Here is a 24,264-nt window from a genome sequence, read left to right as displayed (position 1 = left end):
TAGACACATGACGCAACTAGTTGCGAACAAGTGATGAAGCAGTCATTTCTGAGGGAATTGAAACACCTGCCATATCAAGCAGAGTCGGCGCAATATTGCAGAGCGCACCCTTCCCCGCTTGTGCATCCGGCGAAAAAGAAAAACCAGTTTCGGCATAATCAATCAGCACCAGCGGCACGGGCGCAGTGGTGTGGGCAGTATGCGGGGATCCATCGGCGGCAAGCATTTTGTCGGCATTGCCATGATCGGCAGTTAAAAGGGCAACTCCCTGCTTACGCTTGAGCGCCGCAAGTACACGACCGACACCACGATCAACTGCTTCAACCGCTTGCACGGTCGCCGGAATCGAACCAGTATGTCCAACCATGTCGCAGTTAGCAAAATTGACCAGATAGAAGTCAGCCTCATCGTTATCAATAGCCTGCGCTAAGGTGCTTGAAACTTCTTCTTCACTCATTTCGGGTTGAAGGTCGTAGGTGGCCACTTTCGGCGAAGGAATAAGTACGCGCTGTTCCCCTTCTTTTGGCTCTTCACGCCCACCATTCAAGAAAAAAGTGACATGCGCATATTTTTCAGTCTCAGCAATGTGATACTGCGTCAGTCCCGCAGCAGCAATGGCATCAGCAAGCACCATCTGCGGAAGTTCCTTCGGAAAAGCCACGTCAGCAGGAATACGTGGGTCATATTCAGTGAGGCAGACAAACGTCGGGTGGCAATTGGCGCCCGTAAACCCATCGAAAGTTGGATCGCAAAACGCGCGCGTAAGCTGCCGTGCGCGATCGGGCCGGAAGTTAAAGAAGATAACCGCATCATCGTCGGTCATAGGACGCTCAGTAAAGGAAACAGGTATTACAAATTCGTCAGTTACCTTGTCGTTATACGAGGAATGAAGATATTCAAGTGGTGTCGCTGTTGTAATTGGTTGCGCTTGAGCAATTGCTTGCCACGCCGCTTGCACCCGATCCCAGCGGTTGTCGCGGTCCATCGCATAATAGCGACCTGAAATACTTGCAATCTGATACTGCAAGCCGGCGGCAGTATGCTGTTCACACGCATCCAACACCTGGCGAAGATATCCTTCAGCACTTTTTGGCGGCACATCGCGGCCATCGAGGAATGCATGAATAAACACCTGCTGCACACCATTGCGCGCTGCCATATTCATCAAGGCAAGCAGATGGTCGATGCTGGAATGAACACCACCATCAGAAACAAGTCCCATCAGATGGAGAACTGATCCTCGTGTGCGGGAGGTCTCCATAGCCCGAAGCAATACTTCGTTGCTTTCTATTGAGCCACTTCGGCACGCTTCATTAATGCGGGATAGTTCCTGATGAACGACACGTCCTGCCCCTATGTTGAGGTGTCCCACCTCAGAGTTGCCCATTTGACCAGCTGGTAGGCCAACTGCTTCACCTGATGCTTCAAGTTGAACAGACGGCGAATCGGCAAGCAAATGGTCGAGTACGGGGATATGTGCCTGGGAAATGGCATTACCCGTACCTGATGACGCTAAACCGAATCCATCCAAAATAATCAAAGCAGCAGGAAGATGCAGTGACGATTGGGGCATGGCAATTCCTCGATTCACTTTCATACTGATGACATCCGTTGCGTCATCGTTTTGTTTGAGAAAGAGTATACAGAAGTTAGCTTAGGCATTCTTCGATGAGTTGCACAAACGATTCCGCCTTCAAGCTTGCACCACCTACGAGTCCCCCATCAATATCTGCTTCAGCAAGGAGTCCGCGCGCATTTTCAGGTTTCATTGAACCGCCATACAGTACACGCATGGCATCGGCTGTTTCGGCCGTGAAATCAAGTGCAACTTGCGCTCGTATGGCAGCACAAACTTCTTGAGCTGCTTCAGGTGTAGCGGTACGTCCGGTTCCAATAGCCCAAATGGGTTCATAGGCAATAGCCAAGCGTGCAACCTGCTCGGCATCGAGACCCGCCAATGCAGCGGACACCTGAGCGCGAATGTAGTCCAAATAGGTACCAGCATCGCGCAGACCAAGCGATTCACCAACACAAACAATGGGAATAAGACCGCCATTAAGTACGGCATGTACTTTTCGATTAACCATTTCGTCAGTTTCAGCAAAGAGCGTGCGCCGCTCGGAATGACCAACGATGCAGTACTCCACGCCAATCTCCGAAAGCATGCCAACGCTTATTTCACCCGTGAAAGCCCCGGATGGCTCCCAATGAACATTTTGGGCACCTAACTTGATGGAAGATCGATCGAATTCAAGCACGGAGTAAACCGCTTTAAGATCACAGGCGGGCGAACAGAGTACAATATCGATTGACTCCCACGATCCACGGCTTTGATTGCTGATGGCTTGAGAAAGAACAACGGCTTCCGCCCAGTTTTTATTCATTTTCCAATTGCCTGCCAGCATAACCTTACGTGTCATGAGATCTCCTTCTTGAGCGCTTCAACACCTGGAAGAGCGCACCCTTGCACCAATTCCATTGAGGCACCGCCACCAGTGGAAATAAAGGTCATTTTATCGGCGAGATTAAACTTGTTGACGGCTGCGACACTATCGCCCCCACCAATAACAGTGACAGCATCAGTGGCGTCGGCAAGTGCAAGAGCCACCGCCTTTGTACCTGCCTCAAATGCCTCCATCTCAAAGACACCCATGGGGCCATTCCAAAATACGGTGCGTGAAGCGGCAATCGCGGCCGCATAGTTTTGTGCTGTTTGCGGACCAATATCAAGCCCCATCATGCCGTTGGGAATAGCATCAGCTGAAACAAGAGCGGTCTGGGCATCAGCAGCAAAACGATCAGCCACAACAATATCGCAGGGAAGCAGCAACTGTACTCCTGCTTTGTGGGCAGCCTCTATCATCTGCGCTGCCCGTGCGATCCAATCGTCCTCTTTCAGACTGGCGCCAACTGAATATCCTTGGGCTGCCAAGAAGGTAAAGCACATACCGCCGCCGATAATAATCGTGTCAGCTTTGCCAATGAGCGCATCGATAACGCCAACTTTGTCGGATACCTTCGAGCCACCAAGAATCGCAGTAAATGGTCGCGCTGGGTTTTCGAGCATACTTGTTAACGTAGCAACCTCGCGCTGAAGAAGAAAACCCGCATAGGAAGGAAGCAAGGTGGCTACCCCGGCAGTTGATGCATGAGCACGATGCGCTGTTCCAAACGCATCATTAACATAGATATCAGCCAAGGCAGCAAGCTCTTTACAGAACGAATCCGCGCAGGCCTTTTCCCGCGCGTCAAAACGCAGGTTTTCAAGCAGAAGAATTTCACCAGGTGCAAGCTCCGTCGCACATGCACGAGCATGGGAACCAGTAATGTCTTCAGCAAAACGCACGGGTGCATCAATAAGTTTTTGAAGCGCACCAGCAACAGGAGCCAGAGAAAACTTTTCTTCGTAGCCCTTCCCTGCTGGACGACCAAGGTGGCTTGCCAAAATAACTCGTGCACCACCGCGAACAAGGAATTCAATCGTCGGAAGTGCGGCACGAATACGCGTGTCGTCGGTCACCACGCCATCTTCAAGTGGCACGTTGAAATCAACACGTACTAATATGCGCTTATCCGCTAGGGGCGCATCCTCGAGTGACTGTATCGTAGACATGAGGTTCCTTTACCTGATTTACCTAAAATGGATAGTAGAAATACCTGCGCAGAAAAGTCGTCATGCGATAGTCGTTTTAACTTTTTCGGTTTCGACCCATCTGCGCAAGATATTCAATCGGCTTTTCCTTGTTTGGAAAAGCTAAGCCTAAAGCATAAGCCGTGCAAGATCCTTGACGCGCTGAGAATAACCCCATTCATTGTCGTACCAGGCAATGCACTTAGCCAAGGTGCCCTCGCCACCAAGTACCATAGTCAGCCCCGCGTCAAAAATCGACGAATGATCGTCATGCACGATGTCGCACGAAACAATCGGATCGGTTTCGTACTTGAGAATACCAGCGAGCGGGCCTTCTGCTGCTTCACGCATTGCTGCGTTAATGGACTCAATAGTTACCGGGCGTTCGGTTTCAAAGGTAAGGTCAACCATCGAACCATCAGGAACAGGCACGCGCGTGGCAAAACCATCCAGACGGCCCGCAAGTTCAGGTAGCACAAGGGAAACCGCGCGGGCAGCACCGGTAGTGGTGGGAATCATTGACTGAGACGCCGCACGAGCTCGGCGTAAATCTTTATGGGTGGCATCAAGAATTTTTTGGTCGCTGGTAAACGCATGAATCGTATTCATGAAGCCGCGTTTGATGCCGAAGTTGTTCAAAAGTACCTTGGCCATGGGGGCAAGACAGTTAGTCGTACACGAGGCATTACTCACGATATTATGAACAGCTGGATCGTAGAGTTCGTCGTTTACACCCATCACAATAGTGATGTCTTCGTTCTTTGCGGGAGCGGTAATAAGAACTTTCTTTGCACCCGCATCGATATGCGTACGCGCCGTATTTCCATCGCGAAAGGCGCCAGTTGCTTCAATAACAATATCAACGCCAAGTTCGCGCCAGGGTAGATGAGCGGGATTGCGGTCGCAGAAAGCGCGCACCTTAGCACCGCCATCAACAATGAAACCATCCTCAACTGCCTCAACTGAATCAAAGGCGCGTCCATGGATGGAATCGTACTTCAAAAGATGAGCAATCGCAGGGATCGCACCGGTGTCATTGACGGCCACTACTTCCAAGTCTGGGTCGTTGGCCATCGCGCGAAAAACCAATCGTCCAATGCGGCCAAATCCATTGATAGCTACCTTCGTCGCCATGAATTCCCCTTTCATAAGGCGTTTTCGGCATGTATGCCCTACTGAAAGCACACACGCACTTAGTGTAACCTACCGCTACGAAATCTGAGCAGCAAGCTGCTCGATGCGTCGTACGCGGTGGTAGACGGCAGACTTAGAGAGCGGTGGATCGGCAAGAAGACCAATCTCTTTGAGCGTGGCATCGGGGTGCTGCACCCGCAAACGAATAAATTCCTGCAAAGCAGGAGGCAGTGCATCCATGCCATAGCGCCCTACAACAATCCGAATAGCGCGCACCTGTTCGGCACTTGCGTCGGTTGCCTTTTGTTGGTTAGCAAGTTCAGCATTTACACGCCGATTTACTTCGTTGCGCACGCTCTTAATAACGCGTTCATTTTCCATAGCTAAGGCACTTTGATGCGCACCTGCTAAAGCGAGAAATGCCGATATGGCTGCACCCGACTTCAAATAGACAATGAAGTTATTCCGGCGCTGCATGATCTTGGCGGGTATGTCAGATCGTTCCATAAGGCGTGCGATATCATCGGCAAGATCACTTGCTTCAAGAGCAATCTCAAAATGAAAATCTCCGCGCGGACTGGCAATAAAACCACCACCGAGAAAGGCGCCGCGCAAATATGCCGCAGCACAGCACCGTTTCTCGACAAGCTGAGACGGAATGCCGGAACGTATCCCCGTTTCAGAGATGATGCCCAATTCACGCAGGGCATCAGGCAGTGCCGCCTGCATGGGAACTTCGATCAAGTAATTTGGCGTTTTGTGCAACACACTGCGTCGGACAGTTAGTTCAGTTTTTAAGTGAAATAATTCGTGCAGAAGCTTCACCATAAGACGCGCGGTTGGCGGTGAGTCGGTATCAACCTCAAGCGCCATCTTTCCCCCACCCGACAACACCAGGGACCCTTCAATGCGTACGAGTGCAGAAAGTGTTGCCTGTTCGCAGTGAGAACAGGTTGGCGCAACGCGCGAAAGTTCTTCTTTTACATCTGCGGTGAACGACATAGTTTAAGTACCTCCGCAAATGCACGACTTAATGCCAGCGGATCATGCCAGGTGGGGTTTTGACTGTTGGCAAGATTGCGAGTGATAACCATTGGTCCCGTTTCTTGGATGCGGCGCACCGAATCAAAACTAATCGAAACTGGTCGAATACGCCCCGTCGCTTCGCTGTAGCGATGCGGATCACCAGCAATCGTGGGGCCCTCTACCTCTGAGGCAAAGTTACCTGCTTCGTATCCACCGGGTCGCAAGGGCTGCGGTGTATTGATAAGAACATAATCAAGCAGGCCAGCCATGCCATGTGCCTGCAGCGCTGACACATGTTCTTCGGCCGAAAGACCCCAGGTCTCGCCCTGCATATCGGCAAGTCCACAGACAAACAGCGTTTTCCCACGCGAAGCACGAATAGCTTCGGTCACGCCAGGAACAAGCAGATTGGGAATAATCGACGTAAACAGCGACCCCGGACCAAGCACGATAAGATCGGCTTCGCAAATGGCCTTAATAGCCTCGGGATAGGGCTGTGCCGTTGACGGGTCTTTCAACCAGACACGCTCAAGTGCGGTCCGTGAATGAGAAAGTAATGCCTGACCTTCGATAACTCGGCCATCTTTTGTTTCGCCCACCAACACAACATTGCCAAGCGTGGATGGATACACATGGCCCTTTGCATGAAGAAGACCCTCGCAGATACGGACTGCCTGAGGAAACGACCCGCTTGCCTGTTCAAGGGCTGAAAGCATGAGGTTGCCAAGGGTGTGATTATCAGCAAATTCAAACCGGTATTTAAACGCTTGGGTAAGCGCATCATCAGTGTCTTCAGCAAATGCAATTAGGCATTTTCTGATATCACCAGGTGGCGTCACGTTAGCTTGTGCGCGCAATTTACCCGTCGATCCCCCATCGTCTGCCATTGCAACCACAGCGGACGTCTCGGCGCCCAACGAAAGCAGGGTCTTAATCGACACTGGAGCGCCGGTTCCGCCACCAATCACCACCGTGCGAAAAGCACGTGCATGGCCGACGTTTGGCAGCGCACCCCGCAATGCGGCGAAGGCAGCAGTAGCCGAGGGATCTTGCTTGAAGGGACGCTTCACACTGAAAGACATGCTAACCACGTTCCTTCCCTGTTGCTGCGACCTCAGCTCGCGCGAGATCGCGATGTGATACATGTACTTGATAGCCGCGGCTGGTTAGAAAATCTCCCGTTGCACACGCAAGCGCAACACTGCGATGTTGGCCGCCCGTGCATCCCACGCCGATCGCCAGCTGCTGTTTACCTTCTTTAATATAGCCCGGTACAACGCAATCGAGCAGAGCGTACCACCGCTTAAGGAACTCTTCTGTTTCGCTTCGTTGCATAATGAAATCACGCACTGCCTCGTCAAGCCCCGTCAACGGACGCAGCGCTGGATCATAATATGGATTCGGTAAAAAGCGCACGTCAATGACGATATCAGCATCGAGCGGCGAGCCATGTTTAAACCCAAAGGAATACACCACGATGCTCATCTTGTTGTGATCGGTTGCATCCCCAAAAGCAGCAGTAATTTTCTGTCGCAGCGCAATAGGACGTAAATTCGTCGTATCAATAACAAGATCTGCAGCCGTACGCAGCTCGCGCAAAAGCGATCGTTCCTCACGAATGCCCTGCGCAATAGTCATGCGTGCATCCGTACAAAGAGGGTGTCGGCGGCGAGACGCCTTATAACGAGCAATCAGCGCATCATTGGATGAATCAAGAAAGATAATACGGTAAGAAACGCCATCATTTCGCAGGAGCGTTAATTCACTGGTAAGCTCGTGAAAGAACGAACGATTACGTGCATCGCACACCACGGCTAAGCGGCGCGGTAAACCTTCCTGACCGGGAATGCTATCTGACTTAACCAAAGAACGTAGCAGTGACGGTGGCAAATTATCAATGCAGAAAAAGCCCATGTCCTCGAAGGTATGCATGGCTTCAGTGCGTCCCGCGCCGCTCATACCGGTGATAATCACAAGATCACAGTTGGTTGCATGTGGATCGTCCGCTTTATTGGCTGCTGAAGTACTTTGCTCGACACGCGTGCCCTCACCTGCAAACACAGCGTAGGTTTGTGCCGCACTGGCTTTCATTGAGTGATCCATCTTTGACTGGGATGGCAGGGCGTCTTCACTGTCGCTCATCAATCCTCGCTTTCGGTGGAAGGATCATCAATCATGTTTGCGGAAACATCCACGGAAGACAACATGCTCGCATCAGCTTGCGAGGTGGATGATTGTGGCACATCCCTGTTCGTTGTCGCGTTTGCTGCATCCGTTTCTTCTCTCAAATCATTATACTGTGCCAGCACCGCAAAGAGTTCGCGTGCCACCTCGACTGGTAGGACACGTGATGCCTCGAGGTCTTCTAAGGATGCTTGCCGCAAGTTTTTGAAACTCTTGAAGTGGCGCAATAAAGCCTTTTTACGCACCGGACCAATACCCTCGACTTCGTCCAAAATGCTTGCTGTCATACCTTTGCCGCGCAGCTGCCGATGAAACGTAATCGCAAAACGATGCGATTCGTCACGCACTCGTTTTACCAGGTACAGCGATGCTGAACCACTCGGCAACACGACAGGACCAGATTCCTGCCAAGGGACAAACAGTTCTTCGTCACGCTTCGCTAAGCCTGCCAAGGGAATGTCCACGCCCATCGAACCAAGCTGCTCTATGGCAGCACTCAGTTGTGGCTTGCCACCGTCAAGAATAAGCAGGTCGGGTTTTCGCCCAAACCGTTCGTCAGCCATACGTTCGGGCGCATACCGGCGCCCGAGTACTTCTTGCATTGACAGAAAGTCGTTCGCCTCGTCGAGATCGGCCTTTATTTTGAAACGACGATACTGGCTCTTGTCGGGGCGGCCATCGGTAAACACCACCATTGAGGCAACTGTATACGTACCATGGAACGTCGATATATCGAAGCATTCAATACGCAGCGGCGGCTCAGGCAGAGCCAGAGCGCTTTCCAGCTGGAGAAGCGCCTCGTTAATGCGCTTATCTTCATAGTTGGTACGCACCATATAGCGCATAAGCGTATGGCGCGCATTGGTCGTGGCCATATCGAGCAATTCACGCTTTTCACCACGTTCGGGTTGGGCAAAACGAACTCGTGCACCATGACTATTTGCAAGTTTACGAGTAAGCCAATCACCCATCGTGTCCGCGTCGTCAGGCAGCTTCTCTAAGATAATTTCACGCGGAATAGATGTTGCCACGTCGTAGTACCGCAAGAGAAAATTGCGCAGCAAATCGTCATCCGATACGTCTGTTCCTTTGTTGAGCACAAACTCGTTGCCGTTAATAACACGCCCTTCGCGCACCATCAGCACATGAACACCGGTGATCGTTTCTTCGCGAAATATTCCAATTACATCGGCGTTGAGTGAATCGGACACCACCGCGTGCTGTTTATCTTCAAGCCCCCGTATGATGTCAAGACGTGCCTTTAAGCGACCGGCGCGTTCAAAGTCGAGATCAGCAGCAGCCTTTTGCATATCGTGAGAAAGTTCCCGAGTGAATTCACGGCGTGAACCCCGTAAAAAACGCGCGACACGGGTAAGATTTTCCTCGTATTCTTCGGGCGTTATTCGTCCGCAACAGGCGCCCGGCGCCAATCCAACATGGCAATCGAAACACGGCTTCATGGGGTTTTTCTTAAACGCCTCGTACCCATCACGATCGATTATGCGCTTCATCTGTCGCCATTGCGAACAGGAGGCAGAACATAGCGGGACAATACGCCGAACGATATCGATGAGATTACGCGCCGCGCGGCTATCGGTATACGGACCAAAGTACAGCGTATCCGCGCGGTGTTTTTCGCGGGTAAACTTGATAGCAGGAAACACGTCCCCTTTTGTTAATGCAATAAAGGGATAACTCTTATCGTCTTTGAAATCTGCATTGAAGAAGGGCGAGTATTGGTTGATCAGGTTTTTTTCAAGAACAAGACTCTCGTATTCATTTTCAACCACAATGTATTCAAATGAACGTATCTGATCGACGAGCAGCGGAATTTTCGCGCGGTCATCTTGAAAATTAACGTACTGACGCATCCGCGCGCGTAATTGCTTTGCCTTGCCGACATAGATAACCTGGCCTGCTTCGTCTTTCCACAGATAGACGCCAGGTAAGGTCGGTACACTTGCAAGCTCGCGTTTGATGCGCTCGATATGATCGATATCAGTCATGTATTTCAGTATACGGCACCGACGTTATTACGTTTATGGCTCTCGCCTGCCTTCGCAGGCTGACCATTCAGTTGATAACGTTTCGTAACGGTTAAAAGCACGAGCGCTACAGAGCACGCAGCATACAGAACGATACTATTAACCACACATTAAACCTCGCTAAAGGAGACCATTGTGAGTTACGTCCAGACAGTTATCGACCAGGTAAAAACAAAAGATGCCGGACAACCGGAATTTATCCAGGCAGTTACTGAGGTTCTTACCTCGCTTGAGCCAGTTATTGAAGCGCATCCTGAATTCCAAGAAGCTGTCCTGCTCGAGCGCATTGTTGAACCCGAGCGGGTTATTATGTTTCGCGTGCCATGGGTTGATGACGCCGGTAACGTGCAGGTAAATCGTGGTTTCCGCGTACAGTTTAATAGCGCTTTAGGACCCTACAAAGGGGGGCTGCGCCTGCATCCATCGGTTAACCTTTCCATTCTGAAGTTCCTCGGTTTTGAACAGGTGTTTAAAAATAGTTTAACCACGCTGCCTATGGGCGGTGGCAAGGGCGGCTGCGACTTCAATCCGAAAGGTCGCTCCGATGCTGAGGTGATGCGCTTCTGCCAAAGCTTTATGACCGAGCTCTTTCGTCACATCGGTCCCGATACTGATGTTCCTGCTGGTGACATTGGCACGGGTGCGCGTGAAGTTGGGTATCTGTTTGGACAGTACAAACGCCTGCGCAACGAATGGTCGGGGGTTCTTACTGGCAAGGGTCTTTCGTTTGGCGGATCGCTCGCACGTACTGAAGCAACGGGCTATGGACTGGTGTACTTTGTTGAAGAACATCTCAACAATAAAAACGACAGCTTTGCGGGTAAGACCGTGTGCATTTCTGGCTCGGGCAATGTGGCCATCTATGCTGCAGAAAAAGCAAGCCAGCTTGGTGCAACCGTTGTAACCCTCTCCGATTCAACTGGTTGGATCTATGCACCCGAAGGCGTTGATCTTGACCTTGTAAAGCAGATTAAAGAAGTTGAGCGTGGACGTATTAAAGAATACGCTGATCGCATAAGTGGCGTACAGTACCACGAAGGTCGCGGTGTCTGGAGTATTCCTTGCGATATCGCTCTGCCGTGTGCCACCCAAAACGAACTGCTTGCTGATGATGCGGATATGCTTATTGCTAATGGCTGCACCATTGTTGCTGAAGGTGCCAATATGCCCACAACGCTTGAGGCAACAAATAAGCTGCAACAAGCTGGAATAGCATTCTTCCCTGGTAAAGCCGCTAATGCTGGTGGCGTAGCCACCTCAGGTCTTGAAATGTCCCAGAATTCTGAGCGACTTGCCTGGACCTTTGAAGAGGTTGATGGACGCCTGCAGAATATTATGAAGGGTATCTACCACGCGGCCGATGATGCGGCACGTGCCTATGGACATGACGGCAATTACATGATGGGGGCCAATATTGCCGGCTTTGTCAAAGTTGCCGACGCCATGATGGCGCAGGGCATCGTGTAAGCACAATACATCACGCCATGCTGTACGAGTCTCGTCTAACTAATGGTCTCAGATTCTTCATGCACTGGCAGACGACTGACGTTTGTTGTCGATGGTAGTTAGTCTTCGTTGTATGAAGTGACTGTGACAGCAGACAGAAGCTAAGATATCAGACCAACGCCGCTATATATAATCCCCCATTCTTCAGCAGCTTACGAAGAGTGGGGGATTTTTGTGCGATGTTGAGAAGCTACTCGGGCAAGCTAAAACCTGAAACCTAAGCATGTAAACCGAAAACCAATGAGTGAGCCCAGAGCATTAAGTGGCTCATTGATACTCTCGCTATCTTTATGCATCGCTCCTCTTGTCAAGAATAACTTCGCCTTATTGCGTATTACCCGTATCACCACTGGCTGCATTGATGTGAAGCAGCGGGGCAAGAAAACGACCGGTATGGCTCTGTGGGCAAGCCGCCACTTTTTCAGGTGTACCAGCCACGACAACGCTACCGCCCCGCGCGCCACCTTCAGGACCCATATCGATAATATGATCAGCACATTTAATAACATCGAGGTTATGTTCGATAACCAACACGGTGTTCCCCGCATCAACAAGACGCTGTAGAACAACAAGCAACTGTCGCACATCCTCAAAATGCAGACCCGTTGTCGGTTCGTCGAGAATATAGAATGTCTTGCCAGTTTGCTGGCGCTGCAATTCACTTGAAAGCTTCACGCGCTGCGCTTCGCCACCAGAAAGCGTCGTCGCTGGCTGCCCAAGGCGGATATATCCAAGACCAACATCGTGAAGTGTCTGCAACTTGCGCTTGATCGATGGAATGCTGCCAAAGAACTCAAGTGCTTCGTCAACAGTCATTTCAAGAATATCGTAGACGTTTTTACCGCGATACGTTACTTGCAGGGTCTCACGGTTGTAGCGCTTGCCCGCACATACTTCGCAGGGAACATAGATGTCGGGCAAGAAGTGCATTTCGATCTTTACCTGGCCATCGCCTTTGCACGCTTCACAGCGCCCACCAGCTACATTGAAGCTGAAGCGCCCAGGGTTGTAGCCGCGTGCCTTGGCTTCCTGCGTAGACGCCATAAGCTTGCGGATATCATCCCAAAGCCCCACATACGTCGCCGGATTGGAACGTGGCGTACGGCCAATAGGACTCTGGTCGATGTTGACCACCTTATCAAGCCGTTCAGTTCCCTGGAGTTTTTTAAATAATCCACTCCGTCGCCGCGCATGACTGACACGGTTCGCCAAAGCAGGAGCAAGGGTGTCGGTAACAAGCGAACTCTTACCCGACCCTGATACACCGCAAACAAGTGTCAAGGTGCCAAGTGGCACTTCAACGTTGACCCTCTTGAGGTTATTTTCTTCTGCACCAACAAGCTTAATAGAACCCCGCCGGGGATGACGCCGCTTTGTGGGCACGGGAATGCTGAGGGTGCCATTCAGATACGCTGCGGTAAGCGAATTAGGCGCCTGCGCGATTTCCTCAGGTGTTCCCGCCGCTACCACTTCGCCTCCATGCTCTCCGGCACGCGGACCCATATCAATTACGTAGTCGGCACTACGGATGGTTTCCTCGTCATGCTCAACCACAAGCACCGTATTCCCTAAATCGCGCAGGTGAATAAGGGTTTCAATAAGGCGGGCATTATCACGCTGATGCAGGCCGATAGATGGTTCGTCGAGGATGTATAAGACGCCCATCAGGCCGGCGCCGATCTGTGTCGCTAAGCGAATACGTTGCGCTTCGCCGCCCGAAAGCGTAGCCGTCGCGCGCTCAAGGGTAAGATAATCAAGCCCCACGTCGACAAGAAACTGCAGGCGCGCACGGATTTCTTTAACAATCGGTTCGGCAATACGCTCATCCGCCCCGGTAAATGACAAGCCCTTAAAAAACTCAAGGGAGTCAGCAGCACTCATCTCGCACACTTCATGAATGTTCTTGTCATGCACGGTTACCGCAAGAATTTCAGGCTTAAGACGCATACCGTGACACGTTGCGCACGGAATAATGGAGAAGTACTGCCCTAGTCGTTCGCGCGCGCGATCGCTTTGCGCCTCCTGATAGCGGTGTTCAACGGCCGAAAGAATACCTTCCCATTCGATAAACCAATATGTTTCGCGCCCATCGACTGTCACATAGTCGACTCGCACCTTTTCATCTTTGGGTAAACCATAAAACATGGCATCACGCACACGTCGCGGCAGGTCACCCCACGGTGTTTCAGGTGAACAACCAAGGTGCTTGAGTACTGCCCGCATAACCTGCGGATAGTAATTGCCTGTGGTAAAAGGAGCAACGGCACCGTCCGCAAGAGAAAGAGACGGATCAGGGACTACCAGACGCTCATCAACCTCTTCGCGACTTCCGATACCCGAACAATCAGGACAGGCTCCATACGGAGCATTAAAGCTGAAATCGCGCGGCTGCAGTTCATCCATTGAATGGCCGTGAATAGGGCATGCCAGCGCAAGACTATAGGTCATCTCGCGCTCTTCGGTATCATCAACCACCAGCACAGTTACCCGTCCGTCAGCAAGTGTTGTCGCGGTCTCAACCGCTTCGGCTATACGAGAAAGCGCATCGGCTTTCAGTACCACACGGTCAACGACTACTTCGATCGTATGTTTGAATTTTTTCTCAAGCTTGATATCGTCGCCATCGAGACGCATCACTTCCCCGTCGATGCGCGCACGGGAAAACCCTTCATGACGAATATCTTGCAAAAGCTTAGTAAACTCGCCCTTACGCCCCACCACCACGGGCGCAAGAATAAGCGCCCGTTTATCGGATGCTGCGGCAAGAATTTCATCAGTTACTTGATCGGTGGTCTGTCGTTTGATTTCGCGTCCGCACTCAGGACAATGAGGAATGCCCACTCGAGCAAATAGAAGACGCAGATAATCATATATTTCAGTGACAGTACCCACGGTGGAACGCGGATTTTTACTGGTTGTCTTCTGGTCAATTGATACAGCCGGTGATAACCCATCAATACTATCGACATCCGGTTTGTTCATTTGACCCAGAAACATACGGGCATAGCTCGACAGGCTCTCAACATACCGGCGTTGCCCTTCGGCGTAGATGGTGTCAAAAGCTAATGAACTCTTACCTGAACCTGATAGGCCAGTAATAACAACAAGTTTGTCGCGCGGAATAGTCACGTCGACATTCTGAAGATTATGCTCGCGGGCGCCCTTAATGACGATCGCATCTTGAGGCATGAAATCAGTCCTTTTCAAAATTGGTTTATATTTGTGGCTTGATGCCTTTCAAACCTCCAGTGTATCCCCTGCGGGTGAAAATCATGCACGCGGATGCGCTTGCTTATGAACTTTTCGCATCTGCGCAATTGAAACATGTGTGTATATCTGAGTGGTCGAAAGGCTTGAATGACCCAATAATTCCTGAACACTTCGCAGGTCTGCACCACCTTCAAGCAAGTCGCTCGCAAACGTATGACGCATATCGTGTGGCGTGTATGCAGCGCGCACCCCAGCTTGGATAAGTGTTGTCTTAAACATCTTGCGTATCGCGTCGGTATTCATCGGCAATCCCCGAGTCGAAAGGAAGAAATACCCCGGATCAGTGCGCCCGCGCAACAGATCGTTGCGAGCAAAATGGAGGTAGGCACCCATACTTTCGATGGCGAGAGCATGTAAGTACACAACCCGCTCTTTACTCCCCTTGCCGAACAGTCGGGCAGTACCTCTGTCGAGATCAACAGCATCCACGGTTAGTGCAGCCGCTTCTGATATACGAGCACCACAGGCGTAGAGAAATTCAAGCACTGCCTGATCACGCATTTGTATCGGTGTTTGCAGGCGTGTTTTTCCTTGCTCATCGCGCGGGCCATTAACACGTAAAATGCGCACCATATCGGAAGGTGGTATCCGATGCGGTAAATGCTTTCCCTCTTTGAGTGACGATACTGCTTCAGCAGGATTATGTTCGAATAATCCTGCAATTTGGCCCCATCTGAAAAAGCCACGTAACGAACTTAAGCGGCGATTGATTGTCGCCTTTGCATAGCGAGCAGCATCAAGATCAACCAGATAAAGCCGAATGTCTCGATGCGACGGTTCAAGCGCGTTTATATTTGAGCGTTCGGCAAAACGAAGCCAGTCGGCAAGATCGTTGCCGTAGTTACGTATGGTATGCGCTGAAGCACGGCCAGTGCTCGTCAATTCTTCGAGATAGCGTGCAACAAGTAACTCAGCACTATGGGATTCTGTCTGATGTTTGGTTGTCATCGCACTACCCCTTGATGTGAGGACGCCTTGGGTGCTTGATCGTATAAATCTAAATCGGTGGATGCCTCGGTGTGGAGATTTACGTCATCCTGAGACGCTGAAGCACTCTGTGCTACACACGTATCGGAATATGCATCGGTAAGAAGCCCCACTTTTGACAGCATGTGACAATAGTCATCAAGTGCCTTGCCGCCACGCTGCGCATACGCATCATAGCGAGCACGCTTATTCTTCACCCGTTCAGCAAGCGGCTCGATGATACCGAAATTCACATGCATTGGTTGATAGTCTTCTGTTGTTGGATCACTCGCCCACAGCCAAAGCGATCCAAATGCCATCTGCCGCGAAAGAGGCGGCGGTGTGAGGTTTCGCAGTCGACTCACAACACCAAACGCAGCATGTAAACCTGAACGAATTGCCTCACAGTAACCTTCAGTTCCCGTAATTTGTCCCGCCGCAAACAAGGGCACCCCCTGCCAACGTTCTGTCTTAAATGACAAGTCACTTGCGAGCAGTTGCGGTGCATCCATAAAGGTGTTGCGATGCATAACGCCGTAGCGCGCAAATTCAGCCTGTTCAAGACCGGGAATCATCTGAAAAACGCGCCGTTGTTCGGGGAATGTCAGATTGGTCTGAAAACCAACCAAGTTGTAACAGGTTCCTTCACGGTTTTCAGCACGCAGCTGCAAGGCAGCCCATGGACGTTTATGAGTACGCAGATCAACAAGACCGACCGGCTTAAGCGGTCCAAAACGCGGGGCATCAACACCAGCACGAGCAATCTCCTCTATCGGTTGGCAGGCTTGAAATAGTTCCTTTGTTTCAAAATCACGCCGTACCACCCGCTTGGCGCTTAGCAGCGCCGTAATGAATTGCTCGTATTCTTCTTTCGTAAAGGGCGCATTCAGGTAATCGCCCTGTCCCTCTTCGTAGCGACTTTGTCGAAAGAGGATGTTTGTATCAAGCGAGTCCGCCATAACAATGGGAGCGGCTGCGTCAAAGAACGAGAGGTTGTCTTGTCCGGTAACACCAGTGATGAAATCAGCAAAAGAATCGGATGTCAGTGGACCGGTAGCCACAATCACCGCATCAGCTTTTGGCGTTTTTTCTTCGCGACCATTTTTGTCGACACGCAGGCTGATCGACCCATCCGCATGCACACTAAGCGCTTCGCCACACACCAGATTGATACTGGGCGCTGCGGTAACCTGATCGGTAACCGCATGGGCGAATGCATACCGATCAACTGCAAGGGCTCCACCAGCCGGCACCCGTGTTTCACGGGCTGTTTGGTACAGAAAAGAGCCCAGTACATCTAGCTCACGCTTGAGCATACCTGCTGCACTTGACAGACTTTCACTCTTTAGCGAATTGGAGCAAACGAGTTCAGCACAAAGCCCCGTTTCATGAACGCCATCGGTAAACAGAGGGCGCGATTCAATAAGCGTTACTTTAATGCCACGCGCTGCAAGTTGGAGCGCTGCTTCACTGCCCGCCAGACCGGCACCGATAATGTTTACATGATATTTTTGCATCCGACCATAGTAGCAGAAACCCAATTGCAACCTGAAAGAAGAGGTTTCTTTCAACGCTTATGTTCCTTGCTAACAGGTATGACACAATTACTTTTGTCCTTTATCCTTGCGTACTGCACACCTTATCCTTATGGCCACCACGCTGACATTAAAGGCTCGCAGGGCCATAGCGCCCATCAGGATAACGCGCGACAAGATGGAGAGCTTCCGCCCGCGCAAGAGCTGCCAATACGTTTGGTGCGGTGGCCTGCTTATTTTGTGCACAGAGCACATCAATGAGCGTGTCCGTTCGAAGCGGTTCCGCCCGCAAGGCAGCAAGAAGTGCTTGAGTTACCGCATCCAGCGGTAACTCAAGCGACTTTGAATCATCATCCATGTGAATACACTCTTGTTTCAAGAGACAAAACAAGCTGCTTAAGGCGGTATCGAATGTTTCATCGTCAACTATAGGCGTTGCACCCTGATAGATAAGCCTATTTGCCCCCGCTGAGGTTGGAGATGTAATCGCTCCAGGAACAGCTAATACCTCACGATTCGCTTCAAGCGCTTCATCGGCTGTTGAAAACGTGCCCGACGGAATGCCAGCTTCGACAATAAGTGTCGCTTTGGCTAAACCAGCTATAAGACGATTGCGAGCACGAAAGGTATACGGCAGTGCAGGGAAATCCCATTCGTTTTCGGAGACAATTGCACCACCGTTATTGATAATTTCTTGGAACAGGGGGACATGAGACGGCGGATAGGGTTGATCACAGCCACCCCCAAGAAAGGCTACGGTACGTCCGCCCGCTTCAAGGGCAGCCCGATGCGCACGCGCGTCACACCCGCGTGCTCCACCCGATATGATGCAAATACCACGCTGTGCAGCGTGACGTGCAAATCGCTCAGCGCATGAAAGTCCATACGGGGTTGCTCGCCGCGCTCCAATAATAGCAAGCCCCTCTTCAAGTGATTCAAGTGACCCAATGCCATAAAGTGTATGAGGCGGCTTATTAATACAAGTAAGCGCTTTTGGATAAGTTGATGAACCAATAGACACCTCAAAGCGCGGGCCCGACAACGGGTGACCTTCCCACCGCTGCCATCCGTGTCGGCGCCGTTGCGCATGAGCTTCTTCAAGCGATGGCGGCTCCACCACTGACTCCCTTCCCCATTTGAGCACGTACTCGAAACGATAGCGCTTCAGCAACTTGATCAGCAGATACGGTTGTATCTTCAGCAATGTCGGCAATCGTCCGTGCTACGGCTACCACCTTCATAATGCCGCGCCCACTGAGCGCACACGAATCAGCTGCGCTGCGCAGAAAGCACGCTGCTTCATCAGTTAGGGCACACGCACCAATAAGTTCCCCCACATTGCGCGCCGGTGGCCCGCCCTGCTGCCGCCATCGTTCGAAGGCAAACGTGCGCGCCGTCATAACACCTTCGCGCAATTGCGCTGACGAAATTCCTTTATTCTCTGAAACAATTTCGTCGTAGGCACTGCGCCACACATCGATACAAAGATCAAACCGATCAAGAATGGGACCACCGATACGGTTTTGGTACGACTGTACCTGTGTCGGCGTGCACGTGCAGGAAATTTTCGCATCGCCATAGTAGCCGCAGGGGCAGGGATTACTCGCGCCGACCAACATAAAATGTGCGGGCATAGTAATAGTGCCACACGCACGAGTAATAACGACCTTTCCAGTTTCCATTGGCTGGCGAATGCTCTGTAATACACTTGGATGAAACTCTGGCATCTCGTCAAGAAAGAGCACACCCCCGTGCGCAAGCGTTACCTCACCAGGGCGCACAGGATTGCCTCCCCCTACCAGTCCAGCCATTGTTGCACTGTGGTGCGGCGCTCGAAATGGTCGATGTCCAGCAAGAATCGAAGAAATATCTGCACCAGCTATGGAGTGAATCCGTGCGGCCTCGATACGTTCTTCTTCCTCAAGGGGAGGCAAAATACTCGCTAAGCGCTCAGCGAGCATCGATTTTCCTGACCCAGGAGGCCCAATCATCATAAGGCCATGTCCACCTGCCGCCGCTATTTGACAAGCTCGCTTAGCAACGACACACCCACCGACATCGGCGAAATCGGGGAGTTCTTCAGGCTCTCTGTTGGAATGATATTGTGCGGCGAGCAAGGTATCTTCGCGAAACGTACCTAATGAAGCAACGCACTCAACCTGATTGGAAAGAATTCCTTCCCCTTCAAGGCAACAGGGTGCGCAGATGAGCCGTAGAGCCTGGCGAGCAGCACAACAACGATACGCTATCATGCCGGCTACTGGTTTAACGAACCCCTCAAGCGAAAGTTCACCCACCAGCAATGCATCAGCAACATGGCGTGGATCAATCTGACGAGTAGCGGCTAGGATGGCAGCAGCAATAGGCAGATCAAATCCTGAACCAGTTTTCTTCAACGACCCTGGAGCCAAGTTGACAACTACTTTATCGGGCGGCATTGAAAATCCGCAGGCTTTAATGGCAGCACGGATTCGCTCGCGGGCCTCTTGAATAGCAGCATCAGGCATTCCAACGATAGAAAACCCTGGCAAGCCAGTAGTGATAGCCACTTCCACCATAACCGGCTGTGCATCGACTCCCGTTATGGTTGCACATCGTACGCTAAAGCGACTATCGTTCATCACATCGCGCAATCACTCGCAAGCACATCGCGATGCATACGCAAGAATGCGCGACTTTCACCCGTAGCAAGGATGGAAATAACATCAAAAGTCACCCGCATCTCGGGTAAATTGTTGCACGACCTGAGGTAGCACTCTGCAATTCGCTCATAACGACTGCGCTTTTTTGCATCGACCGCTTCGGAAGGAAACCCACGGGCAGCACTCGAACGCGTTTTTACTTCGATAAAATGAATGCTTCCCTCGCCCTGTGCAATGATGTCCGCCTCGCCAGCCTGACACATCCAATTGCGCTCAACTATTTCATAGCCCCGCCGCGTAAGAAATGCCGCAGCTGCATCTTCTCCCCGTCGTCCAAGTTCGCGATTGTTCTGTGACTTGTTCGTTGGTGCTACTGTGTTGATTGAAGAGGATTCTTTTCGCTGTTCAATGCTATTTTCTTTCTCATGCATAGCATGCGTTGTAGAAGAATCAACAGATGGTTTCGACTGAGTCTTCGTATTGCTACGTTTAGCGGCTTTACCAGTAGATTGTTCGTCTTTTGTTTTTCGAGCGGCCATAACGCCCTCCTTTCCTTGCTGGTAATGCTAGAAAGGCGATATGGCACAGAACTCTGGAAAATACAGTCGATATGTCATGTCAAACTGGCAGAAATGCAGCGCCAGCCAAACAAATTAAAACAGTGATTCCTGAACAAAGGAATGACAAAAACTGCGTCGATGAAGTGGGCAAAGACCATACTTTTTAATAGCAGCAATGTGTTCAGCAGAGCCGTAGCCCTTATTTCGGTCAAAACCATAAACGGGATATGTTTGTGCTGCCTGAGTCATAAGCTCATCTCGTTCAACTTTAGCCACCACTGACGCAGCAGCAATGCAGGCTAGGCGTGCGTCCCCTTTAATAAACGTGCGTTCACGCACATCAAAATGAAGGGGGTTTCCATCAAGCAACACGACATCAATGGCAACACCTGCGGTCTCAACCGCCGCTACCGCACGACCAAAAGCACGTCGCAGGCAGGCAGACATTCCCGCATCATCAATATCTTCGGGCGCTATATGTTGAACTGACCAGGCAATTGCAACATCTTTAACGGCAGCAGCCACCTCTTCACGACGACTGGCAGAAAGTTGCTTTGAATCGTTGAGATGTGCAATGTGCGGCGCTTCAGGCAGCACCACTGCCGCTACTGTCAAAGGGCCGGCAAGTGGTCCGCGACCGACTTCATCAAGACCGACAGACACTCCACCATCTGCGGCTTGTGCCTGCAAAGTATAGAGTTCTTCAAGACGCTGCTGTTCAGCGGCTTGTGCCTGTAAGCGATGTCGCGCGCGTTTAAGAGCCTGTTGAATTCCCTTACGCGTATCAGACGCCAAAGAGCGCTCAAACACGGCAAATGATTCCGCATCAGCTTTTTGCAAGCGAGAAACAATGTCTTGAACTGTCTGTCGACGCTGATTCATTTATCCTGCCAGTGTTGAAAGAATACCTATAAGGTATCGCGTTAATTAATTAGTTAACTAGTTAGTAGATGCTTTATCTATCAGTTAATTACCTTATGCTAGCTTAAACCACGTGAAGCATCTATAAAAAGGGCTCCTTATTGGAGCCCTGTTAATACGCTTGTCCTAGAAGGATTTTTCTTTAATCTTGGCGGCCTTACCTACCTTATCGCGCAGATAGTACAGCTTGGCACGACGGACGGCACCACGGCGGACAACTTCGATGTGATCAATCTTCGGAGAGTGCACAGGGAAGGTACGCTCAACACCAACAGAAAAGCTGACCTTGCGGACGGTGAATGTCTCACGGTTGCTTGCGCCCTGACGACGGATAACATCGCCTTGGAAAACCTGAATACGTTCGCGATTACCTTCGGTAATGCGATAGTGCACCTTTACCGTATCACCCGCCTGAAAATCAGGGAGATCCTGTTTAATTTGCTGCTGCTCGATAGCGCGGATGATATCCATGGCTGTTCCTTCTATATGGTCAATTCACAATTGAATGGTCTTGTAAAGACGCGGTTGGAAAGTATACCGTGGTCGCTGATACGAAGCAAGCAAAAAGCACATCCCTACTTTGAAAGTTCACCAGCGAGGTCTTCAAGGCCAAATATAACCCGCAAATCATACCCTTACCTACCACTAGCAACACCAACCGATATCTTTCGTTTCAGAAGATATTGGATACCACTTACATGCCGAAAAACGCCGCAAGGAGTGCATAAGCTACAATACCCGCACACGCACAGCCAATGAGGGAATGCGTGCGCCATGCGACGATAACAACAAGCGCCGCCGACACCAGCGGCACCATACTCGCTGCTATACCAGCATCAAACATACTGGGCTTGAACAAATCATTCGCAACAAGCGCCGCGAAAGCAGCTGGCGGAATCAGTTCTAATGCCATTCGTACATCAGCTGGCAATTCGCGGCCTTTAAGTGCAAACAGCGGTACGCAACGGCAGATAAGCATCGTTGCGATACATATGCCATAAACAAGCAAGAAGCTCGATGCGGTCATGCGCTCACCCTCTTTCGCACGACCAAACCGCAGGCAACCCCCAAGCAAGCACCAAACAGAATGGCCGGCCCTTCAAGGCCAACGATCTTAAACAAGCAAACACTAAGCATGCTCACCGCAACAACAACTGCAGTGATGCGGTTATGACGTTGCGACACAAGCAGGCAGATAAAGATAGAAGTCATCGCAAACGAAGCAATTGCCGCCGGTATCGGCAAAGCATCGCCAGCCACCGCGCCGAGCGCATTAGCCGCTGCCCACGAGAACATGCAGAGTACGTTGACCGCTGTTGCCTGTGCAGGAGTCCACGAGCCCTGTTGAAACCGGGTAAGATTTACACCAAAACTTTCATCGGTTACGGTGGCGGAAAAGAAAAATGAAAGCGGCTTTCGTACCTGGGCGAAATAAGGCGAAAAAGCTGCTGCGTACAGCATCTGTCGCGTATTAACAAACGATACGCTTGCAATAATTGATGCCGCGGGTGCACCAGCAAGCTGCATGCCACCTACCATGAATTGTCCTGCCCCTGAATAGAACGTCATGCTCACCACAAAGGCTAACCACGGACTGAGTCCAATCTGCGCTTCCATAATGCCACAGGGAACGCCAATAGCGAGATAACCCGCCATGATGGGAAGCGCAGCAGAAAAAGCGGTTTGTAGACAGTGTTTAATCGACATGACTCGCCATTATAGCGGCGGCTATGCCAGTCACAACATGTGCGCCTCTGAAATCAACGGACAAACTGATGTGGCATAAAAATTTCTCGATACACACTCAAAGCATAACGGTCGGTCATTCCTGCAACAAAATCAACTACCGCACGTGAATCGTCACCATCTGATAGTGAACGATATTCTTCAGGCACCTCATTAATACAGGCAAGATAATGGTCAAATAGCCCAGAGACCACATGATGAGCACGCTGCACTTCAACAAGCACTTCGGGCGCATGATATACCCTATCAAACAGAAAGGAACGAAGTTCCATCATTGCTGACCAGGTATCATCTCCCATTCGTATATCATCTAAGTCTTGAGAGGTATGCACGCAGTCAAGCACCATGGTCTGAATGCGTGCTGAATGACTTTCACCAAGACGACGGCGGGCAGCTGATGGAAGATCTTCTTCAGAAAGAATTCCTGCCCGAATAGCGTCATCAATGTCGTGATTCACATAGGCAATACGATCTGCAAGAGCGACCACGCGTCCTTCGAGCGTTTCAGCCTGCTGAGATCCGGTATGACACACAATGCCATCACGCACTTCGGCGGTAAGGTTAAGACCACCACCATTGTTTTCGATAACCTCGACAACCCGCAAACTCTGAATGTTGTGACGAAAGAGATGCGCTGTACGCGATGCTTCGCCATCCATTCCCATCAAACTGCCTAAGCTGGCACACAGAGCATCTTCTCCCGCATGCCCAAACGGTGTATGCCCTAAATCGTGACCGAGCGAAATAGCTTCAGTAAGATCCTCATTTAAACCAAGCGCACGCGATACCGTGCGCGCTATCTGAGATACTTCTAACGTATGAGTAAGACGCGTTCGATAATGGTCGCCCATCGGCGCCAAAAATACCTGCGTTTTGTGCGAAAGACGACGAAATGCTTTGCAGTGAATAATCTTGTCGCGATCGCGTTGATATTCAGTCCGTAGTTCATCGGGATAGCTGCTGTTTTGGCGACCTTCGGATTCGTCGGAAAATGATGCATCATCGGCGAGCGTTTCATGCTCTATCGCCTGGCGCTCTTCACGTGTCACAATATGCATACGGCTCTCCCCTTCCGCATTCGCATTGCTCGGTATCCTG

At 51.0% G+C, this 24,264-nt stretch carries 20 protein-coding genes; 1 reads left to right on the top strand and 19 read right to left on the bottom strand.

What is annotated here, in order from left to right; translation table 11 throughout:
* Nucleotides 1–16: 16 nt before the first annotated feature.
* The 8 genes from gpmI to uvrC all read right to left on the bottom strand — a co-directional run bounded on the left by gpmI (nt 17) and on the right by uvrC (nt 9,981).
* The gene (gene gpmI / locus CCUR_RS03550; RefSeq protein ID WP_012803114.1) at nt 17–1,573 is read right to left on the bottom strand and encodes a 2,3-bisphosphoglycerate-independent phosphoglycerate mutase; all 1,557 of its coding nucleotides are present in this window, start codon (nt 1,571–1,573) and stop codon (nt 17–19) included.
* Nucleotides 1,574–1,649: 76 nt separating this feature from the next.
* Entirely contained in the window at nt 1,650–2,420 is a 771-nt protein-coding gene (gene tpiA, locus CCUR_RS03545) for a triose-phosphate isomerase (protein WP_012803113.1), read from the bottom strand.
* Nucleotides 2,417–3,613: a phosphoglycerate kinase gene (locus CCUR_RS03540; RefSeq protein ID WP_012803112.1), complete on the bottom strand. Its 1,197-nt coding sequence runs from the start codon at nt 3,611–3,613 to the stop codon at nt 2,417–2,419. Before CCUR_RS03540 ends, tpiA begins: the two co-directional genes overlap by 4 nt.
* A 147-nt stretch (nt 3,614–3,760) precedes the next feature.
* The gene (gap, locus tag CCUR_RS03535) at nt 3,761–4,765 is read right to left on the bottom strand and encodes a type I glyceraldehyde-3-phosphate dehydrogenase (protein ID WP_012803111.1); all 1,005 of its coding nucleotides are present in this window, start codon (nt 4,763–4,765) and stop codon (nt 3,761–3,763) included.
* Nucleotides 4,766–4,840: 75 nt separating this feature from the next.
* Nucleotides 4,841–5,767, bottom strand: coding sequence for a DNA-binding protein WhiA (gene whiA / locus CCUR_RS03530; protein WP_012803110.1), 927 nt, complete (start codon nt 5,765–5,767; stop codon nt 4,841–4,843).
* A complete protein-coding gene (locus tag CCUR_RS03525; RefSeq protein WP_012803109.1) occupies nt 5,746–6,873 on the bottom strand; it encodes a gluconeogenesis factor YvcK family protein in 1,128 nt (375 codons plus the stop codon). The genes whiA and CCUR_RS03525 overlap by 22 nt, the downstream gene beginning before the upstream one ends.
* A gap of 1 nt (nt 6,874) precedes the next feature.
* Nucleotides 6,875–7,933, bottom strand: coding sequence for an RNase adapter RapZ (rapZ, locus tag CCUR_RS03520; RefSeq protein WP_012803108.1), 1,059 nt, complete (start codon nt 7,931–7,933; stop codon nt 6,875–6,877).
* Nucleotides 7,933–9,981, bottom strand: a complete 2,049-nt coding sequence (gene uvrC / locus CCUR_RS03515; RefSeq protein WP_012803107.1) for an excinuclease ABC subunit UvrC — start codon at nt 9,979–9,981, stop codon at nt 7,933–7,935. Before uvrC ends, rapZ begins: the two co-directional genes overlap by 1 nt.
* A 174-nt stretch (nt 9,982–10,155) precedes the next feature.
* Between uvrC and gdhA the strand changes: the two genes are divergently transcribed.
* Entirely contained in the window at nt 10,156–11,487 is a 1,332-nt protein-coding gene (gene gdhA, locus CCUR_RS03510) for an NADP-specific glutamate dehydrogenase (RefSeq protein ID WP_012803106.1), read from the top strand.
* Nucleotides 11,488–11,850: 363 nt separating this feature from the next.
* On the opposite strand, the gene uvrA is transcribed toward gdhA, so the two are convergent.
* The 11 genes from uvrA to CCUR_RS03455 all read right to left on the bottom strand — a co-directional run bounded on the left by uvrA (nt 11,851) and on the right by CCUR_RS03455 (nt 24,224).
* Nucleotides 11,851–14,715 (bottom strand): excinuclease ABC subunit UvrA, encoded by a 2,865-nt coding sequence (gene uvrA, locus CCUR_RS03505; RefSeq protein WP_012803105.1) that lies wholly within the window; start codon nt 14,713–14,715, stop codon nt 11,851–11,853.
* 81 nt (nt 14,716–14,796) lie between these two features.
* The gene (locus CCUR_RS03500) at nt 14,797–15,744 is read right to left on the bottom strand and encodes a tyrosine recombinase XerC (protein WP_012803104.1); all 948 of its coding nucleotides are present in this window, start codon (nt 15,742–15,744) and stop codon (nt 14,797–14,799) included.
* Nucleotides 15,741–17,279: a methylenetetrahydrofolate--tRNA-(uracil(54)-C(5))-methyltransferase (FADH(2)-oxidizing) TrmFO gene (trmFO, locus tag CCUR_RS03495; RefSeq protein WP_049754328.1), complete on the bottom strand. Its 1,539-nt coding sequence runs from the start codon at nt 17,277–17,279 to the stop codon at nt 15,741–15,743. Before trmFO ends, CCUR_RS03500 begins: the two co-directional genes overlap by 4 nt.
* 148 nt (nt 17,280–17,427) lie before the next feature.
* Nucleotides 17,428–18,414: a DNA-processing protein DprA gene (gene dprA, locus CCUR_RS03490; protein WP_012803102.1), complete on the bottom strand. Its 987-nt coding sequence runs from the start codon at nt 18,412–18,414 to the stop codon at nt 17,428–17,430.
* Nucleotides 18,395–19,918: a YifB family Mg chelatase-like AAA ATPase gene (locus CCUR_RS03485; protein ID WP_012803101.1), complete on the bottom strand. Its 1,524-nt coding sequence runs from the start codon at nt 19,916–19,918 to the stop codon at nt 18,395–18,397. The genes dprA and CCUR_RS03485 overlap by 20 nt, the downstream gene beginning before the upstream one ends.
* Nucleotides 19,918–20,478 (bottom strand): YraN family protein, encoded by a 561-nt coding sequence (locus CCUR_RS03480; RefSeq protein WP_012803100.1) that lies wholly within the window; start codon nt 20,476–20,478, stop codon nt 19,918–19,920. The genes CCUR_RS03485 and CCUR_RS03480 overlap by 1 nt, the downstream gene beginning before the upstream one ends.
* 114 nt (nt 20,479–20,592) lie before the next feature.
* On the bottom strand, nt 20,593–21,381 hold the full coding sequence (locus tag CCUR_RS03475) for a ribonuclease HII (RefSeq protein WP_012803099.1): 789 nt from the start codon (nt 21,379–21,381) through the stop codon (nt 20,593–20,595).
* Nucleotides 21,382–21,546: 165 nt separating this feature from the next.
* Complete coding sequence (gene rplS, locus CCUR_RS03470; protein WP_012803098.1) at nt 21,547–21,891, bottom strand: 50S ribosomal protein L19; 345 nt, start codon at nt 21,889–21,891, stop codon at nt 21,547–21,549.
* Nucleotides 21,892–22,114: 223 nt separating this feature from the next.
* The gene (locus CCUR_RS03465) at nt 22,115–22,447 is read right to left on the bottom strand and encodes an AzlD domain-containing protein (protein ID WP_012803097.1); all 333 of its coding nucleotides are present in this window, start codon (nt 22,445–22,447) and stop codon (nt 22,115–22,117) included.
* Nucleotides 22,444–23,127, bottom strand: coding sequence for an AzlC family ABC transporter permease (locus CCUR_RS03460; RefSeq protein ID WP_012803096.1), 684 nt, complete (start codon nt 23,125–23,127; stop codon nt 22,444–22,446). Before CCUR_RS03460 ends, CCUR_RS03465 begins: the two co-directional genes overlap by 4 nt.
* 53 nt (nt 23,128–23,180) lie before the next feature.
* Nucleotides 23,181–24,224: a deoxyguanosinetriphosphate triphosphohydrolase gene (locus tag CCUR_RS03455; RefSeq protein WP_012803095.1), complete on the bottom strand. Its 1,044-nt coding sequence runs from the start codon at nt 24,222–24,224 to the stop codon at nt 23,181–23,183.
* Nucleotides 24,225–24,264: the final 40 nt, after the last annotated feature.

The sequence above is a fragment of the Cryptobacterium curtum DSM 15641 genome (genome assembly GCF_000023845.1).
Classification (GTDB): domain Bacteria; phylum Actinomycetota; class Coriobacteriia; order Coriobacteriales; family Eggerthellaceae; genus Cryptobacterium; species Cryptobacterium curtum.
The sequence above is the reverse complement of the archived record's forward strand: the minus strand, read 5'-3'. Positions and strand labels throughout refer to the sequence as shown.